Annotated in this window: 13 protein-coding genes; 11 read left to right on the top strand and 2 right to left on the bottom strand. The window is 66.3% G+C overall.

The features are described 5' to 3' along the window. Positions 1 to 17: 17 nt before the first annotated feature. The 4 genes from C0V78_RS11830 (at position 18) to C0V78_RS11815 (ending at position 3465) form a co-directional block, all read left to right on the top strand. On the top strand, positions 18 to 695 hold the full coding sequence (locus tag C0V78_RS11830) for an OmpW family protein (protein WP_101797898.1): 678 nt from the start codon (positions 18 to 20) through the stop codon (positions 693 to 695). 15 nt (positions 696 to 710) lie between these two features. Continuing rightward, positions 711 to 1382 carry a DUF2490 domain-containing protein gene (locus C0V78_RS11825; RefSeq protein ID WP_101797897.1) on the top strand — a complete coding sequence of 224 codons (672 nt, stop codon included), beginning with the start codon at positions 711 to 713 and terminating at the stop codon, positions 1380 to 1382. A 240-nt stretch (positions 1383 to 1622) separates the two neighbouring features. Then, the gene (locus tag C0V78_RS11820) at positions 1623 to 2558 is read left to right on the top strand and encodes a hypothetical protein (protein ID WP_101797896.1); all 936 of its coding nucleotides are present in this window, start codon (positions 1623 to 1625) and stop codon (positions 2556 to 2558) included. A 106-nt stretch (positions 2559 to 2664) separates the two neighbouring features. Then, positions 2665 to 3465 (top strand): SDR family NAD(P)-dependent oxidoreductase, encoded by an 801-nt coding sequence (locus tag C0V78_RS11815; RefSeq protein ID WP_101797895.1) that lies wholly within the window; start codon positions 2665 to 2667, stop codon positions 3463 to 3465. Positions 3466 to 3475: 10 nt separating this feature from the next. Here the strand turns inward: C0V78_RS11815 and C0V78_RS11810 are convergent, their stop codons facing one another. Next, a complete protein-coding gene (locus C0V78_RS11810) occupies positions 3476 to 4216 on the bottom strand; it encodes a DUF1080 domain-containing protein (RefSeq protein ID WP_158241548.1) in 741 nt (246 codons plus the stop codon). Between the two features lie 272 nt (positions 4217 to 4488). Between C0V78_RS11810 and C0V78_RS11805 the strand changes: the two genes are divergently transcribed. The 3 genes from C0V78_RS11805 to C0V78_RS11795 are packed head-to-tail and all read left to right on the top strand — an operon-like array spanning position 4489 to position 8763. Then, positions 4489 to 5718, top strand: a complete 1230-nt coding sequence (locus C0V78_RS11805) for a hypothetical protein (protein ID WP_144039888.1) — start codon at positions 4489 to 4491, stop codon at positions 5716 to 5718. 1 nt (position 5719) lies between these two features. Then, positions 5720 to 7435, top strand: a complete 1716-nt coding sequence (locus tag C0V78_RS11800) for a DUF1592 domain-containing protein (RefSeq protein ID WP_101797892.1) — start codon at positions 5720 to 5722, stop codon at positions 7433 to 7435. Next, positions 7432 to 8763, top strand: coding sequence for a DUF1552 domain-containing protein (locus tag C0V78_RS11795; RefSeq protein ID WP_254049904.1), 1332 nt, complete (start codon positions 7432 to 7434; stop codon positions 8761 to 8763). Before C0V78_RS11800 ends, C0V78_RS11795 begins: the two co-directional genes overlap by 4 nt. A 25-nt stretch (positions 8764 to 8788) precedes the next feature. Here C0V78_RS11795 and C0V78_RS11790 read toward each other — a convergent pair whose 3' ends face one another. Then, on the bottom strand, positions 8789 to 11185 hold the full coding sequence (locus C0V78_RS11790) for a PQQ-dependent dehydrogenase, methanol/ethanol family (RefSeq protein ID WP_254049903.1): 2397 nt from the start codon (positions 11183 to 11185) through the stop codon (positions 8789 to 8791). A 175-nt stretch (positions 11186 to 11360) separates the two neighbouring features. Between C0V78_RS11790 and C0V78_RS11785 the strand changes: the two genes are divergently transcribed. The 4 genes from C0V78_RS11785 to C0V78_RS11770 are packed head-to-tail and all read left to right on the top strand — an operon-like array spanning position 11361 to position 16154. After that, positions 11361 to 12062 (top strand): CoxG family protein, encoded by a 702-nt coding sequence (locus C0V78_RS11785; RefSeq protein ID WP_101797891.1) that lies wholly within the window; start codon positions 11361 to 11363, stop codon positions 12060 to 12062. Next, positions 12059 to 12928: a xanthine dehydrogenase family protein subunit M gene (locus tag C0V78_RS11780; protein WP_101797890.1), complete on the top strand. Its 870-nt coding sequence runs from the start codon at positions 12059 to 12061 to the stop codon at positions 12926 to 12928. The genes C0V78_RS11785 and C0V78_RS11780 overlap by 4 nt, the downstream gene beginning before the upstream one ends. Then, positions 12925 to 13416 carry a (2Fe-2S)-binding protein gene (locus tag C0V78_RS11775; protein WP_101797889.1) on the top strand — a complete coding sequence of 164 codons (492 nt, stop codon included), beginning with the start codon at positions 12925 to 12927 and terminating at the stop codon, positions 13414 to 13416. The genes C0V78_RS11780 and C0V78_RS11775 overlap by 4 nt, the downstream gene beginning before the upstream one ends. Next, positions 13413 to 16154, top strand: a complete 2742-nt coding sequence (locus C0V78_RS11770; RefSeq protein ID WP_101797888.1) for a xanthine dehydrogenase family protein molybdopterin-binding subunit — start codon at positions 13413 to 13415, stop codon at positions 16152 to 16154. The genes C0V78_RS11775 and C0V78_RS11770 overlap by 4 nt, the downstream gene beginning before the upstream one ends. The last annotated feature ends 69 nt before the right edge of the window (positions 16155 to 16223 follow it).

Here is a 16223-nt window from a genome sequence, read left to right as displayed (position 1 = left end):
GATGGAGCATTCCCCCCATGCTTAAGCGTACCCTTGCGGCATCCGCCGCGCTCGTCTCCGCCTTTGCCCTTGCCTCGCCCGCGCTTGCCGGCAGCAGCGAGGGCAAGATCCAGGTCAAGGCCTTTGCCACCGGCGTGCTGCCCGATGGCAAGATCAGCGCGGTGAAGACCAACACGCTGGGCGCCCCGGCGACGACGCAGTCCAAGGCCAGCGATGCCGTGGTGCCCACGCTGGCGGTCGAATATTTCGTTTCGCCCAACTTCTCGATCGAGACGATCTGCTGCGTCACCCCGCACGACGTCAACGGCCGGGGCGGACTGGCCGGCGCGCGCCTGGTCGACAATGCGATCATCCTGCCGGCGACCGTTACGCTGAAGTACCACTTCGACCTTGGCGGGGTGAAACCCTACCTCGGCGCGGGTCCGACGCACTTCTTCATCTTCAGCGAAGGTGTCGGCGCCGATGCCGCGACGCTGGGCGTGACCAAGGTGGATCTTTCCAACCGCTTCGGCGTGGCGCTGCAGGCCGGCTTCGACCTGCCGATCAACGACCGCGGCCTTGGCCTGAGCGTCGATGCCAAGCGCTACTTCGTCAACACCACGGCGAGCTTCTACAAGGGTGCGGCAGTCGCCCTGGAAACCGACCACAAGCTCGATCCGTGGGTGGTCAGCGGCGGCATCAGCTACCGCTTCTGACCGGAGGGCCGCCCGATGTTTCGCACCGTCTCCGTCATGGCAGGCCTGATCGGCTGCCTCGTCCCACTGGCCGCCCACGCGGCAGAGGAAGATGCGAACATCTGGCTGGCGCAGACCGCCACGGTCGACCTGGGCGGTGGCGGCCAGCTCTGGCTCGAGGCGCAGGAGCGTTTCACCAACGATGCCTCGCGCCTCGGCCAGTTCCTGGTGCGTCCGGCGATCGGCTACAAGCTGGACAAGACCACCACGGCCTGGATCGGCTATGCCTATGTCATGACCGATCCGGTCGGCCCGGTGCGGACCAACGAGCACCGCCTATTCCAGCAGCTCTCGTTCCGCCTGCTGGGCGATGGCAAGGGGGTGACGATCACCGGCCGCACCCGGCTGGAACAGCGCTTCCTTGAAGAGCAGCCGGGCACGGCCTGGCGCCTGCGCCAGCAGTTGCGGCTGACCGCGCCGCTATCGGGCAAGATGCGCGGCGTGGTGTGGACCGAACCGTTCATCGGCCTCAACGAAACCGGCTTCCAGCGCGATGGCCTGGGCCTGTGGCGCAACTTCGCGGGCGTTTCCGTGCCGCTGGGCAAGGCGGTGACGCTCGAGCCGGGCTACCTCAACCAGTGGGTGGTGCGAAACGGTGCGGACCGGGTGGACCACACCGCCAACCTTACCTTGTCAGCCAGCTTCTGACGCGCAACGACAAGAGCAGCTGTTCAGCCCTGAGCCGGCGCCGACCGTGCTGATCGGCTCTTCCCGTCCCGGCGGTGCGCAATGCCGGGGCGATTGTTCCGCAAGGCAGGCGCCACCGTGGAAAAGCCGGTGCGCCGTTATCCGTGCCCAGGCATTTATACGTATATCGCGCAGCTTATCGGGAAGCGTGCCGCGACGGGTCGGCCGGATCGGTCGGCCTGCGCCGGGACGAGGAGTTGAATGTCTGACTGCCTGGATATCCGCAAGCATGACGCGCTGTTCGCCAGCCGCATGCCGGAAGCGGAATGGAATCGTATCGTCGCCTTCAGGAACCTTCCCCGCTTCCTTGACGGTGTGCGCCGCCATGAAGGCGTGATGCAGCCGTTCTTCGCCTACAACCTGATCCTCAACAAGGTGGTGGCCGAAGTCTGGCGGTTCCAGATCCTGGTCTTCACGCTGTACCTGCATGCCACCCGCGATCCCGGCGATCCGCGATCGGGGCTGACCGTGGCCAACCTGCAGCGGGTCTGCAGGCAGCTCGGCCTGGCCAGTCCGGGCCGGGTCTCTGCTTTCCTCAACGTCATGAAACTGGGGGGTTACCTGACCCCGGTCCGCTCGAAGCTGGACAGCCGCGTCGTCCATCTCGAACCGACCGGCCGGTTCATGGCCATCGTCGAGGAATGGAACGACAATATCTTTGCCTCGGTCGATGCGGCGGCAGGCAGCAACCTGCTGGAGATCCGTCGCGACTTTCCCGAGCTGGGCCGAGAAATGCGGATCCGGGGCGCACAGGGACTGCTGGCCGGCTGGCAGCCGATCGACCCCTTTCCAGAAGTGCTGCATTTCGCCGCATCGGATGGTGGCTGGCTGCTGATGGAACACGTGGCCCTCGCCTCCATCACCGGAGATGCCGAACTGCGGCGCAGTGCGGTGGAACTGAGCATCCGCAGTGCCGCCGGGCGCTTTGGCGGGTCGCGCAGCAACCTGCTGCGCCTGCTGGCCAGCGGCCATGAACAGGGCCTGCTCGATGAACCGCCGGGGCGTACCGGGCAGATCCGCTTTTCCGACCTGATGATCTGTTCCTTCCTCACCTTCATGGCCTCGTTCCTGGGCTACTTCCAGATGCACGCACAGGCGGCAATCGATGCCGGCCCGCAGGGGATGATCGGCGGCTGAAGGCGCTGCGCAAGGGACGCCGGGCAAAGTTTCGGCTTGACCGTGCGCAGGATATTACGCGACATTGTATCGCATACTATCTGCCTGCCTGTCCTTGGGGGATTACATGGAACTGCCCGACGTAACCGACCTGCCCGTTTCCGAAATCGTTTCGCTGAAGGGGCGTACGGCAGTCGTCACCGGGTCGGCACGGGGGCTGGGCAAGGCCATCGCGCGCCGCCTGTCACAAGCCGGGGCCAGTGTCGTGGTCTGCGACATCGACGAGGCTGGCGCGCAGGAAACCGCGCAGGGGCTGGAAGGACCGGCCAGCGCCATCCGCATGGACGCAGCCAATGTTGCCGAGATCGAGGCCGTGGCCGATCACGCCGTGGCCAGGTTCGGTTCACTGGACATATGGGTCAACAACGCCGGTGTCGCCTCGCACGTCCCGGCCTTCGACCTTGCCATCGAGGAATGGGACAAGGTGCAGAACATCAACCTGCGCGGCACCTTCGTCGGCGCGCGCGAGGCGGCGCGGCGGATGATCGCGGCCGGCAAGGGCGGGGTCATCGTCAACATTGCCTCGCTCGCGGGTCTGCGCGGCATTTCCTCGGGCCAGGCCGCGTATGTCAGTTCCAAGCACGGGGTGGTCGGCCTGACGCGCGAGCTTTCGATCGAGTTTGCCCCGCACGGCATCCGCGTGATGGGCATCGCGCCCGGCGTCTGCCTGACGGAGAACACCATGTTCCTGAAGGAAGCCGGCGCGGAAATCTTCAAGCACACCGGCATCCCGGGCATCGCCGGCAGCCCGCTCGGCCGCCATGGCGTGGCGGACGACGTTGCCCGGGCCGTGCTGTTCTGCGCCAGCGACATGTCGCTGTTCATGACCGGCAGCACCCTTCCGGTCGATGGCGGCGTGATCGCCTGATCCCTGCGGCCTAGCCCCCTGCCTTGTCCGGGAGGGGAAGCAGGCGAATGTTGCGGTACTGGATGGTGCCGCGTTCCGATTCCAGGCCGATGCGCCCGGGCAGGTCGGCAAGGTTGCGCCCTTCGTTGACCAACTGGCCGTTGACATAGACCTTCACCGTCTTGCCCTCGATCACGGCTTCAAGTGCGTTCCACTCGCCCGCGGGCCGCTCGGCATCGTGGGTCTTCACGTGGCGGCGGATATGTCCGCCCGGCCCGAGCGGGAGATTGCCGAACGGCTGGAACGAGCGCGCCGGATCGGTCTTCAGCAAGGATTCGCTGTAGCCCATCACCCACAGGTCGCCGGTGTTGCCGGGCTGGATCTGGAACATGTAGAACCGCGCCATCTCGCCATGAACCATGTCCCAGGCGAAGGGCGGGCGGACGCGCAGGAACAGGCCGCTGTCATCGCGCGGGCCGGGTTCGGGCCAGCGGAATTCGGCCCGCAGACGGTAGTTCAGGTAATCGCGCCGGGTGATCAGGGCGCCGTGCATCCGGGGGCGAATCTCAAGCACCCCGCCCGGCAAGACCCGGGCAAAATCGGAAATGCGGCCCTTGCCGCCAGTGTTGAATTCCTTTTCCTCAAGGAAGAAGGTCCAGCCGGAAAGATCCTTGCCGTTGAACAACGCAACTTCGCGGGCGGGCTTCGCCGCCAGTGGCGCGATGGAGGCACCAGCGGCCAGCAAGGCCAGGCCATAGGTTGCAAGGCGCATCGTTCTCTCCCGCTGATTGCCTGCCCGGCTATTCGGAAGGCATCCGCCGCGTGTCAACCCGGTCATGGCTGGCAGGAATAGGCCGATACCCCGCGTAAACCGCCACATTCGGGGCTTCGTAGCAGCTTGTAATAAATGGTCGCACCGGCGGCGATCGGTCTGGCCATCTGCCGCGAGATCGCGATAATGCGGTCTTACCAGGCGGGTCCACGAGGCTTGCCGTGTCAGGGATCGAGGAGAGTTGGGTGCCGCAACGCAGACTATTGGCTCCATTGGCTATAAGCGCCCTGGTGGTTGCGGCGGCGGCCGGTGCCAGCTTCTGGCGCCCGGCCGAGGCGAATCCCGCCCCTGCTCCGACGCCGGTCAGCGACGAGGTCTTCGCTGACGTTGTGCGCAATGGCGAAGCAGGCTTCGTCGCCACCGAATTCGCATATGCCCTTGGCCCCGATGCTTCGGCGTCGAACGCATGCCCGCGCGGATTGACCGGCGGCGTCCGCGGACTGGTCGAACAGCTGAAGGCCCGGCCCGAAGGGGCGCGGCGCGAAGGCGAGAGCGATCAGGGCTATCAGCGCCGGTTGAACATGATGGTCAACACCGCGCCCAACGGCCAGAACATCTGCATGAACCCGCAGGCCGGCCCGACAGATCCCAACTGGCGCATGGTCGAAGGGCGCGATGCGATTGCCCAGGGCATTGACCTCGACGGCGATGGCAAGGGCAAGGGCAAGTCCGCAGCGACCTGCGGCCATCCCGAATTTCGCGGCGCGCAGGGCCAGCGCGGTATCGACAACCAGTTCTACCGCGTGATCGGCTGCACCACCGGCTTCCAGTCAACCGGTGCCGGCAATGGCTTCCAGACCGAAATGTACACCGGATCGTGGGGCATCCTCGTCTCGCTCAAGGGCGTGGACAGCCTGGCCAACGATCCCGAGGTCGAAGTCGGCATCTATGCCAATGCCGACCCGCTGCAACTGAGCGCGGCGCGCAATGCACTGCCTTTTGCCACCTATGCCGTCCACCGCGACAAGCGCTACCACGCGACGGCCAAGGGGCGGATCGTCAATGGTGTCCTCACCAGCGGCGCGATGGACGTGCGCCTGATCAACGTGGTCAATTCGATGTCCGAGGATCGCGAGCTGCGCGATGCCCGTGTGCGGCTGACCTTCACGCCAGACGGCGGCATGGAAGGCTACCTGGCCGGCTATTCGCCGATCGATTCGATCTACAACGTGCAGTTCGGCGTACGGACCAGCCGGAACGCGAAGGGCGAACTGGCGCCCGAGCGGATGCGCATCCAGACTTCGGTGGGTCGCGCCGGCGCGCTCGGCTATTCGTGCAATGGCGTTTACCAGGCCATGCAGCAGGCCGCCGACGGACACCGCGACCCGGCCACTGGCCGCTGCACCACGATCTCCACACAATACAAGATCCGCCTGATGCCCGCCTTCGTGGTCGATACGAAGACGCAGAGCATCAACGCGCCCCTTGCCATGAGGAAATGAAGTGACCCGCAAGCATCCATCGTTCCTTCGCAAGACCTGCATCGGGCTGGGGCTGGCCCTCGCCGGGACGCTCGCCTGGACGCAGCAGGACGGCGCTCGCGTGGCCGGACCGGCACAGGCAGCGGAAAGCGGGCCGGCGACAGCGCCCGGCAATGTGCGCCGCCTGACCGAATCGCAGTACCGCGCCACCATCGCCGACATCTTCGCGCCCGACGTGCCGATTGCCGGCCGTTTCGAACGCGGCCTGCGCGTCGATGGCCTGCTGGCCGTGGGCACGACCTATGGCGGCATGTCGGCCTTCAGCATCGAGCAGTACGACATTTCGGCGCGCAGCATCGCCGCCGAAGTCACCAGCGAAAAACGCCGCGCGCAGTTCATGCCATGCCAGCCGAAGGATGAAGCCGCCTTCGACAAGGCCTGTGCCACCCGCTTTGTCGAAACCTATGGCCAGCGCCTGTTCCGCCGTCCGCTCACTTCTGCCGAGCGTGATCGCTATGTCACCGTTGCCGCAACGGCACAGCAGAAGCTGGGCAAGTTCCATGACGGGCTCGAATTCGCGCTTGCGGGCATGCTGGTCTCTCCGCACTTCCTGATGCGGATCGAACGGACGGAGCCGGACCCGGCCCGTCCCGGACAGCAGCGGCTGGACGCCTGGTCCAAGGCGACCCGGCTCAGCTACTTCCTGAGCGATACGGCACCCGATGCGGAACTGCTGCGCGCTGCCGCCAGCGGCGAGATCCATACCGAGGCAGGCCTTGCCCGGCAGGTCGACCGGCTGGTGTCCTCGCCCAAACTGGAAAAGGCGGTCCGCTCGTTCTTCTCGGACATGCTGCTGTTCGACGGGTTCAATGACCTGTTCAAGGACCCCTCGATCTATCCCGCCTATACTGTCGCCGTGGCCAACGATGCGCAGGAACAGACGCTGCGCACGATCGTTTCGCACCTGGTGGCGGACCGGGGCGACTATCGCGGGCTGTTCACCACCCGCAAGACGTGGATGAACCGCTCACTGGGCATCATCTATCGCCAGCCGGTTCCCACCCGCAATGGCTGGGAGCAGACCGAATATGCCCCCTCCAGCCAGCGCTCCGGCATCCTGACCGACATCAGCCTGCTGGCGCTGCATTCGCATCCCGGGCGCTCTTCGCCCACGCTGCGGGGCAAGTCGCTGCGCGAAGTGTTCCTGTGCGAGAAGGTTCCCGATCCGCCGGCCAACGTGAACTTTTCGGTAGTGCAGGATGCGGTCAATCGTCCCGGCTCCACCGCCCGGATGCGGCTTGCCGAGCATAACGACAACCCGGCCTGCGCCGGCTGCCACAAGATCACCGATCCGATGGGCTTCACGCTGGAAAGCTTCGATGGCATCGGTACCTTCCGCAGCAAGGAAAACGGGGTGACGCTGGACCTTACCGGCTCGCTCATGGGCGCCTCGTTCACCGGCGCGACGGGCCTGGGCAAGGCCCTGCACGATCACCCGGGCCTGCCGGTTTGCCTGGCAGACAAGATGCTGCGCACCGCATCGGGCAGGAAGGCGAACCCGGCAGAGGAGCCCTACCTCGAAAAGCTGGCCGAACAGTTCGCCGCAAACGGCTACCGCGTGCCTGATCTGATGCGGGCCATTGCCACCGGCCCCGCGTTCTTCACCATATCGAACCCGGCCCTTGTCCCCGCAGGGACCAAGACAGCCATTACGCGCAAGAAGGGAGACAACTCGTGACCAGCCTTAACCGCCGCACGATCCTTCGCGGCATGATCAATGGCGCCAAGGTTGGCGTCGCCCTGCCCTTCCTCAACATGTTCCTTGACGGCAATGGCGAAGCCCTGGCCGCCACGGGCCAGCGCATCCCGGTGCGCTTCGGCACCTGGATCTGGGGCTGCGGGTTCATCCCCGAACGGTTCATCCCGGCGACCGAAGGCGCTGACTACGTGATGCCGCCGGATCTTGAGCCGCTGGCCCCCTATCGCAAGCAGATGGCCCTGTTCACCGGCTATGACGTGAAGCTGGACGGGGTGGCGAACAAGCCGCACCAGACCGGCAACTTCGGCCTGCGCACCGGCATACCGGTGCCGGGCGAAACGCCCAAGACCGGCACCTTTGACGTGGCCATCGGCAATGTCATCGGCCAGGATACCCGCTTCCGCTCCATCGAGCTGAGCGCGTCCGGCATCCAGCGTTCCTATTCCTATCGCGGCGCGGCATCGCCCAATCCCAGCGAGACATCGCCCATCGCGCTGTACCAGCGCCTGTTCGGCGAGGGCTTCCGCGATCCCAACGAAGGCACCTTCTCGCCCGATCCGCGGACCATGGTCCGCCAGAGCGTGCTGTCTGCCGTGAAGGATGATCGCGAGCGGCTGATGAAGACGTTGGGCGCGGCCGACCGCGAGCGGATGGACGAATACTTCACCTCGGTCCGCCAGCTGGAACAGCAGCTTGAACTGCAGCTCCAGCCGCCGGCACGGGTGGAGAACTTCACCAAGCCTTCGGCCCCCGGCAAGACGGTGGTCGATGCCGATATCGAAAACGTCATGGTCAATCACAAGATCATGGCCGGGCTGCTGGCCCAGGCACTGGCCTGCAACCAGACCCGCGTGTTCAACATGCTGTTCTCCGACACGGCATCGAACCTGCGCCGGTCATCGTCCTCCGATACGCACCATACGCTGACACACGAAGAGCCGGTCAATCCCAAGCTGGGCTACCAGGAACAGGTCGCCTGGTTCGCCGCCAAGAGCATGCTTGCCTGCCGCGATTTCGTGGATGCGCTGGCCTCGATCAAGGAAGGCAACGGCACCCTGCTCGACAATACGCTGATGTTCGCCCACTCGGACTGCTCCATCGCCAAGTCGCACGCGGTGGAAGGCATCCCGATGATGATCATCGGCGGTGCTGGCGGGCGCGTGCGTACCGGCTATCACAAGGCGGGCCGCGCCGATGCGACATCGCGGGTGGTCCTATCCGTCCAGCAGGCCATGGGCGTGCAGGTGGAGAACTGGGGCACCGGTGCGATGAACACCAGCCGCACCGTCACCGAACTGGTCGCCTGAGGCGAAAGCCCGGCGACCAGCTCCGCTATTTCTGCCGCGTTCCCCGCACCGGGAAGGTGCCGAAGGGGCCGTTGGAGTTGTCTCCCGTCAGCTCGCCGTCACGGATGGTGAGGTCATAGCCGATCGAGATGGGGAAGGGCATCGATGCCCGCCCTTCCAGCTTGATGCGGCCATTGGCGAAGGCGCCGGCAAGATCGGCGGTTCCCTGCGAGGCGATGGCCTTGCCGGTTACCGTGTTGCCGTTCACCGCAAGGTCGAGCACAGCCTCCTGCGGCCCGGCCGAGGTCTGGATCACCACGGCCCACTTCCCCGCAAAGTCCGGCGCCTTGGCGGTTGATGCCGCCTGCGCCTTCTTGCGTTCCTCAAGCGCCTTGCGTTCGGCCGGCACCTGCTGCGCGCGGCTGCGCAGGAAGAAGCGGATCGTCTCAAGGTCGCCATCCTTGATCTGCGGGAAAGGCGGCATGCCGTTCAGCTTGAGCGCCCCGCCCTGGACCACGGCCTTGAAGGTGGCGGGATCGGTGATGATCGGCGAATAGCGCAGGTCCGGCGCGGCACCGCTCGCCACGGCATTCCAGCCATGGCAGACGAGGCACGCATTGCCGCCATAGAGCATGGCCCCGGCCTGCGCCCGCGCAGCATCGGCCCGGAATTCGGGATCGGCCGGCGGCTGCGGCTCTTCGTAAGCGAATGGCGGGATCGTGTCCTTGCCGTCGAGCGCAAAGGTCAGCACCCGGCGCGGCAGGCGATAGTCGGTGCGCAGGCCGGCATTGCCCAGGGTCTGCATGCCTGCGCCCTGCCCGCCGGCCCCGGTGATGACCGTCACGTATTGCCTGCCGTTCACCCGGTATGAGATCGGCGCACCGACGATCGGGCTTTCGGTCTTGAACGACCACAGCTGCTTGCCGCTTGCCGCATCATAGGCAACGAAAGTGCCGTCCATGCGCCCCTGGAACACCAGCCCGCCGGCAGTGGCCATGGTGCCGCCCGGCCAGGTGCCGGGCAGTTCAACGCGCCAGGCTTCCTTCTGCGTCACCGGGTTCCATGCCTTGAGGTAAGACTTGTGCCCGCCGGGCAGGTCCACTTCCGGGATCAGCGTGGTGCCCATGCCCGCGGCGATTTCCCCGCCGCCCTTCTGGCCTTCGCCGATCAGCGCGCCAAGTTCCTGGATGGGAACATAGACGAGGCCGGTCTGCGGGCTGTAGGACTGCGGCATCCAGGAATGAGCCCCCGTCGGCCCGGGCCACATTTCGAACAGGCCGGGCTTGCCGTTATAGCGGATGCCGGGATTTTCCACCGGCCGGCCGGTCTTGGGATCGATCTTCTCGGCCCAGGTGACCTTGGCGATCTTTTCCGCCGAGATGAACTGCCCGTTCGTCCGGTCGATGACATAGAAGAAGCCGTTCTTGGGCGCCTGCATCAGCACCTTGCGCGGCTTTCCATCGATCTCCAGCGTGGCGAGCGTCATGTCCGCCGTGGCGGTGCAGTCCCACTGTTCGGCCGGGCAGAGCTGGTAGTGCCACTTGTAGGCCCCACTCTTCACGTCGACTGCGACGATCGCCGAAAGGAACAGGTTGTCGCCGCCTTCGGGGCTGCGCAGGTTCTGGTTATAGGGAAAACCGTTGCCGACCCCGAGATAGACGAGGCCCAGTTCGGCATCATAGCTGAACGCATTCCACGCCGTGCCGCCACCGCCGCGACGCGATCCGTCGGGCTTCTTCCAGCCGCCGGGCCAGGTCTTGGCCATCAGCTCGTCCGCCTTGGGCCCGCCGGAATTGGGCTCGTCGCCGGGCGTTGTGTAGAAGCGCCAAGCGCGCTGTCCGCTTGCCGCATCATAGGCCGTGATGAAGCCGCGCGCCGCGCTGATGTCCGCACCGCCGTAGCCGACGATCACCTTGCCGCCAAACACGCGCGGCGGGCCATTGTACTGGCGCGGGGCGGGATCGGGATTGTCCTGCACCTTCCACGCTTCCTTGCCGGTCCTGGCGTCGAGCGAGACGACCCAGCCATCCGTGGTGGTGAGGAAGACCCGGCCCGAATCATAGGCGATGCCCTTGCTGCCCCAGCCCAGCCCCATCGACGAGGTGGCGCGCTGGCGCGTGCCCCCATCGTATTCCCACACCTGCTGGCCGGTCACGGCATCGAGCGCGCGGATGTGCGAATGGCCGGTGGTGATGAACACCTTGCCTTCTGCCATCAGCGGGGTGGACGCCGAATAGCCGGGCTCGAGATCGAAGTGCCAGGCGAGTTTCAGGTCGGCAACATTGCCGGTGTCGATATCGTCGAGCGGCGAATAATGCGTTTCGTGCCCGGTGCGGCCCCAGCTGGTCCATTCATCCGGGTTGGCAAGCATTGCCTCCTCGATGGGGTTGGCGGGCCCGCCGGCGCAGGAAGCCAGCAGGGCCAGCGCTCCGAAAGCTGCCAAGAAACGACCGATCTGCACCCTGCCCAAGGCTTGTCCCCTTCCCGAAACCTGTCTTTATTCGCGCGGTCGAGCGGTTCTGCCGCATCGCCGAAAGTTGTGCTACACATCGGCGCATAACCTGATTAAGGAAGCGCCACAAGATTCAAGATTGAGAGTTTTGCGGAGGGGAATGTCAATGCAGATGACGGGAGAACAGCGGATAGCCGCGCCGCGCCAGCGGGTGTGGGAGGCGCTTAACGATCCTGCCGTGCTCTCGCAGTGCATCCCCGGCTGCCAGAGCCTTGAAAAGCAGGCGGATGATCGCTTTGCCGCCGTGGCCGAAGTGAAGATCGGGCCGATCGGCGCGCGCTTCAAAGGCAATGTCCAGCTTTCCGATATCGACGCGCCCAATGGCTATACCATCTCCGGGTCCGGCAATGGCGGGGTGGCCGGCAACGCCCGGGGCGGCGCAAAGGTGCGCCTCTCCGACGATGGCGCGGGGGGCACAATCGTAGCCTACACGGTGGAGGCGGAAGTCGGCGGGCGAATGGCGCAGCTGGGCGGACCGATCATCGATGCCACGGCAAGGAACCTGGCCGGCAAGTTCTTCACCAGGTTCGGCGAAGTGGTCATCGGCACCGCTGCCTCCGCGCCTGCCGCCGGAGCGCCGACACAGGCCGCCACATCCGCGCCGGCCCCATCCCTCCCCCGTGCCCCGGCCGGGGTCGGCGGCACGGGTCTGTGGGGCTGGGTGGCTGCCCTGCTCGCCGCGATACTCGTCGGCTATTACCTCGGCGCGCATTTCGTCTCGGGCGGACTGGTTTCGCTGGTGCTCGCCCTGCTCGTCATTGTCGCCGCTGCGGCTTACGAGGCCGGGAAGCGGAGCGGCGGCAAGTGAAGCCGGCCCCTTTCGACTATGTCGCGCCCCGCAGCGTGGCGGAGGCCTGCCAGATCCTCGCCGAAGCGGGTGGCGGCGCCACGGTGATCGCGGGCGGGCAAACGCTGATGCCGCTGCTGAACCTGCGGATGAGCCAGCCCTTCATCCTTGTCGACATCACCCGCATCGAAGGCTTCACCGGCGTCGCACGCACCGCAGACGGCATCCGCGTCGCCCCGGCCACCCGGCAGGCCGACGCATTGGCGGATGCAACCTTGCAGGCGCACGTGCCCGCACTGGTCCAGGCCCTCGCCCACGTCGGCCATCACCAGACGCGCAATCGCGGCACCATCGGCGGCTCGGTGGCGCTGGGCGAGCCAGCGGCAGAAATGCCTGCCGTTGCGGTTGCGCTGGGCGCAACGATCGAGATCGCCTCGACGCGCGGCACCCGCAGGCTGGCGGCACGCGATTTCTATATCGGCCCCTACATGACCGCGCTGGAACCGGACGAACTGGTGACCGGCATCACCTATCCGGACTGGGGGCCGGGCCACCGGTGGCTGTTCCGCGAAGTGGCCCGCCGGCCGGGGGACTTTGCGCTGACCGGCATGGTCGGCGCGCTGGCTCTGGACGGCGAACGCATCACCCGCGCCGGCCTGTGCTGGTTCGCCATGGGGCCGATCCCGGTGGCCATGCGCGAGGCAGAAGGGGCGCTGGTCGGCCAGACGCTTTCCGGCGTCGATCCCGCCGGGCTGGCCGAGCTGGCCCTATCGGGAACGGCCCCGTTCGATGACAGCCACGCCAGCGCCGAATACCGCCGCACGGTGGGCCGGCGCCTGTTCGAAAAGACACTGCGCACAGCACTGGAAGCGAGGGAAGCGGCATGAGCGAGCACAAGGTCGAGATGACCGTCAATGGCGCGCGGCTTGCCGCCACGACCGAGGCACGCACCAGCCTGGGCGATTTCCTGCGGAACGAGGGCGGGTGGACCGGCGTCCACCTTGGCTGCGAACATGGCGTCTGCGGTGCCTGCACGGTGATGGTCGATGGCCGGGCGGTCCGTTCGTGCCTGATGCTTGCCGTCCAGGCCGACGGGGCCGAGGTGAAGACTGCCGAGGGCCTTGCCGCACCTGATGGCTCGCTGCACCCCGTGCAGCAGGCCATGCGCGAGAACCACGCCCTGCAATGCGGCTTCTGCACCCCCGGCGTGGTGATGACCTTCGCCGCGCTGATGGAGCGCGACGGCACGCCTGACGAGGCCGAACTGCTCGAGGCCATGTCGGGCCACACCTGCCGGTGCACCGGCTACCAGGGCATCCGCAAGGCCGCGAGAGCACTTGCCGCGGGCACCGTCGGACAGGGAGGCGGACAATGAGCGATCCTGTTGGCGCCGCAGGCATCGGCGCGGCACGCCTGATCGGCAAGCGTGTTGAGCGCAAGGAAGATGCGCGCCTGCTGACCGGGCGGGGGCAGTTTACCGATGATGTCGTCCTGCCCGGCATGCTTCATGTCGCCTTCGCGCGAAGCCCGATCGCGCGCGGCAACATCGTGTCGATCGACACCTCGGCGGCGCTCGACCTGCCCGGCGTCCACGCGGTCTATACCGCCAAGGACCTGGCGCAGCGGCCGTTCACCATGCTGAGCTTCTACTTCGCGCCGATGGAAGTTCCGACCACGCCACTGGCAGATGGTTACGTCCAATATGCCGGCGATCCGGTGGCGCTGGTCATTGCTGACAGCCGCGCGCTGGCGGAAGATGCCGCTTCGCTGGTCGAAGTGACTTACGAGGAGCTCGATCCCGTCGTCACCCTGGCCGATGCGCGCTCGGCCCCGCCGATCCATCCCGGCACCGACAGCAACGTGGCCTCCGAGATCGGCGACGAGGAGCCGGAGGAGGATCTGGCGCAGGCACTCGAAACCGCAGTCTTCCGGGTCCGCCAGAAGGTTGTTCACCAGCGTATCAGCCAGGCCCCGATGGAAAACCGCGCAGTCATCGCGACGCGCGAAGGCCCCGAAGAGCTGACGCTCTACATCACCTGCCAGAGCCCGCATAACATCGCCCGCTGGATGAGCCTTGCGCTGGGCCTGCCGCAGACGGCGATCCGGGTCATATCCAAGGACGTGGGCGGATCGTTCGGGCTGAAGAACACGCCGTGGAAAGAGGAATGCGCGGTGGTCTGCGCAGCCTGGCTGTTCGGCCGTCCGCTGAAATGGACCGAAGACCGCTGGGAAGCGCTGACCGCTTCCAACCAGGCACGCGAGGCGGAAATGGTGCTCGACACCGGCTTCGACGCCGATGGCCGCCTGCTTGCCGCCCATGCGGTCTATGACTGCAACAACGGAGCCTATCCGCAGGGGGCAGACAACAACATTGCCGTGCACATGTTCGTCTGGGCTGCCTACCGGATGCCCGCCTATTCGTTCCTTTCGCGCGGGTGGTACAGCAATACCAACGGCCTTGCCGCCTATCGCGGGCCCTGGGCCATGGAATCGCTGATCCGCGAGACCCTGCTCGACAAGGCGGCGCGCAAGATTGGCATGGACCCGGTCGAACTGCGCCGCCGCAACCTGCTTTACCTGAAGGACCAGCCTGCCGTCTCGTCGATGGGCATCCCGGTGGACGATATCACCCCGGGCGAGTGCCTGGAAAAGCTGGTGAGCCATTTCGACGTCGCCGCCTTCCGCAAGGAGCAGGCCGAGGCGCGCAAGCAGGGGCGTTACCTCGGGCTTGGCATTGCCGCCTATGTCGAGCCGACCGGCGCGGCGGGGACCATGGCACCGATGACCGGCGAGCTGGCGCAGGTGCGGATCGAGCCCACCGGCAAGGTGACCGCCGCCATGTCTACCCATAGCCAGGGCCACGGCACGGCCACCACCATGGCCCAGTGCATCGCCGACCGGCTGGGCGTGGCCTATGAGGACGTGACCGTCTTCGAAGGCGACAGCGCCCACGGCGGTTTCGGCCCCGGCGCGGCGGGCAGCCGGCAGGGCGTGATCGGCGGCGGCGCGGCGATCCGCGCGGCCGAACTGCTGGCGGGCAAGGTGAAGGCCGTTGCCGCACACCTCTACAACGCCTCGCCCGATAGCATCTCGGTCGAAAACGGCATGGTCCACGTGGCCGGCGCGCCCGAAATGTCGCGTTCGCTGGGCGAGCTTGCAGCCATCGCCTATGGCGAGCCTGACCGCCTGCCGCCCGGGCTCGATACCGGGCTTGAGGCGCAGTTCCGCTATCAGCCCCCGCCGATGACCATGACGAGCGCCGCCCATGCCTGCGTGGTGGAGGTCGATGCCGATACCGGCTTCGTCAGCATCCTGCGCTGGATCAGCAGCGAGGACTGCGGCACGGTAATCAACCCCGGCGTGGTCGAAGGGCAGATCTCCGGCGGCCTCGCCCAGGCGATCGGCATGGTCCTGCTTGAGGACATGCCCTACGATGCCCGCGGCAATCCCAAGGCGGCGACGTTCAAGGATTACCTGCTGCCGGCAATCAGCGACGTGCCGCAGTTCGAATTCATCCACGCCAACACCCCGTCGAAGACCATCGGCGGGATGCGCGGGGTGGGTGAAGGCGGCGCGATCATCGGTCCGCCCACGCTGGTCAATGCCATCGCCGATGCCCTTTCCCCCTTTGGCGAGATCGACGATCTTGTCCTGCCGCTGACCCCGGCGCGGATCCTCGACGTGATCGAGCAACGCGACGTATCCGGCCACTCCGCCCCTGCGCCTGTGGCATCGGCACCTGCTGCTGCGCCGCAGCCGGCAGCCCCCGCGACCACGGCGCAAGGCCTGGCGGCACCTGCGGAGACTTCGGGCCCTGCCAGTGTCGATGGCGACTGGAACGCGGTGCTCAAGACTCCGATGGGACCCCAAGCGATGGTCCTGACGCTGCGCACCGAGGGCAACGCGGTTTCCGGCGCACTTACCAGCCCGGAAGGAGCGCAGGAATTCACCGGCGGAACGCTTGAGGGCAATCGCGTGCGCTTTGACCTGAAGGTGGAAAAGCCGATGAAGATCACGCTCAAGTACGACCTCGAGATCACCGGCGATACGCTTTCGGGCAAGTGTAAGATGGGCATGTTCGGATCGGCCAAGGTCACCGGCACACGGGCCTGATCGCCATCGCCTGCAAGGCGATTGACTCAGGCCGATTCCGTCTCCTATGCTACAGTGTATCGCATAAGC

This window comes from Novosphingobium sp. TH158, from assembly GCF_002855555.1.
Lineage (GTDB): Bacteria > Pseudomonadota > Alphaproteobacteria > Sphingomonadales > Sphingomonadaceae > Novosphingobium.
This window is presented reverse-complemented; position numbering and strand designations above follow the sequence as displayed.

Coding starts and splice junctions, on each gene's coding strand:
- C0V78_RS11770 (WP_101797888.1), top strand. CDS start 13,413: ATGAGCGATCCTGTTGGCGCCGCAGGCATCGGCGCGGCACGCCTGATC.
- C0V78_RS11810 (WP_158241548.1), bottom strand. CDS start 4,216: ATGCGCCTTGCAACCTATGGCCTGGCCTTGCTGGCCGCTGGTGCCTCC.
- C0V78_RS11785 (WP_101797891.1), top strand. CDS start 11,361: ATGCAGATGACGGGAGAACAGCGGATAGCCGCGCCGCGCCAGCGGGTG.
- C0V78_RS11775 (WP_101797889.1), top strand. CDS start 12,925: ATGAGCGAGCACAAGGTCGAGATGACCGTCAATGGCGCGCGGCTTGCC.
- C0V78_RS11830 (WP_101797898.1), top strand. CDS start 18: ATGCTTAAGCGTACCCTTGCGGCATCCGCCGCGCTCGTCTCCGCCTTT.
- C0V78_RS11820 (WP_101797896.1), top strand. CDS start 1,623: ATGTCTGACTGCCTGGATATCCGCAAGCATGACGCGCTGTTCGCCAGC.
- C0V78_RS11815 (WP_101797895.1), top strand. CDS start 2,665: ATGGAACTGCCCGACGTAACCGACCTGCCCGTTTCCGAAATCGTTTCG.
- C0V78_RS11825 (WP_101797897.1), top strand. CDS start 711: ATGTTTCGCACCGTCTCCGTCATGGCAGGCCTGATCGGCTGCCTCGTC.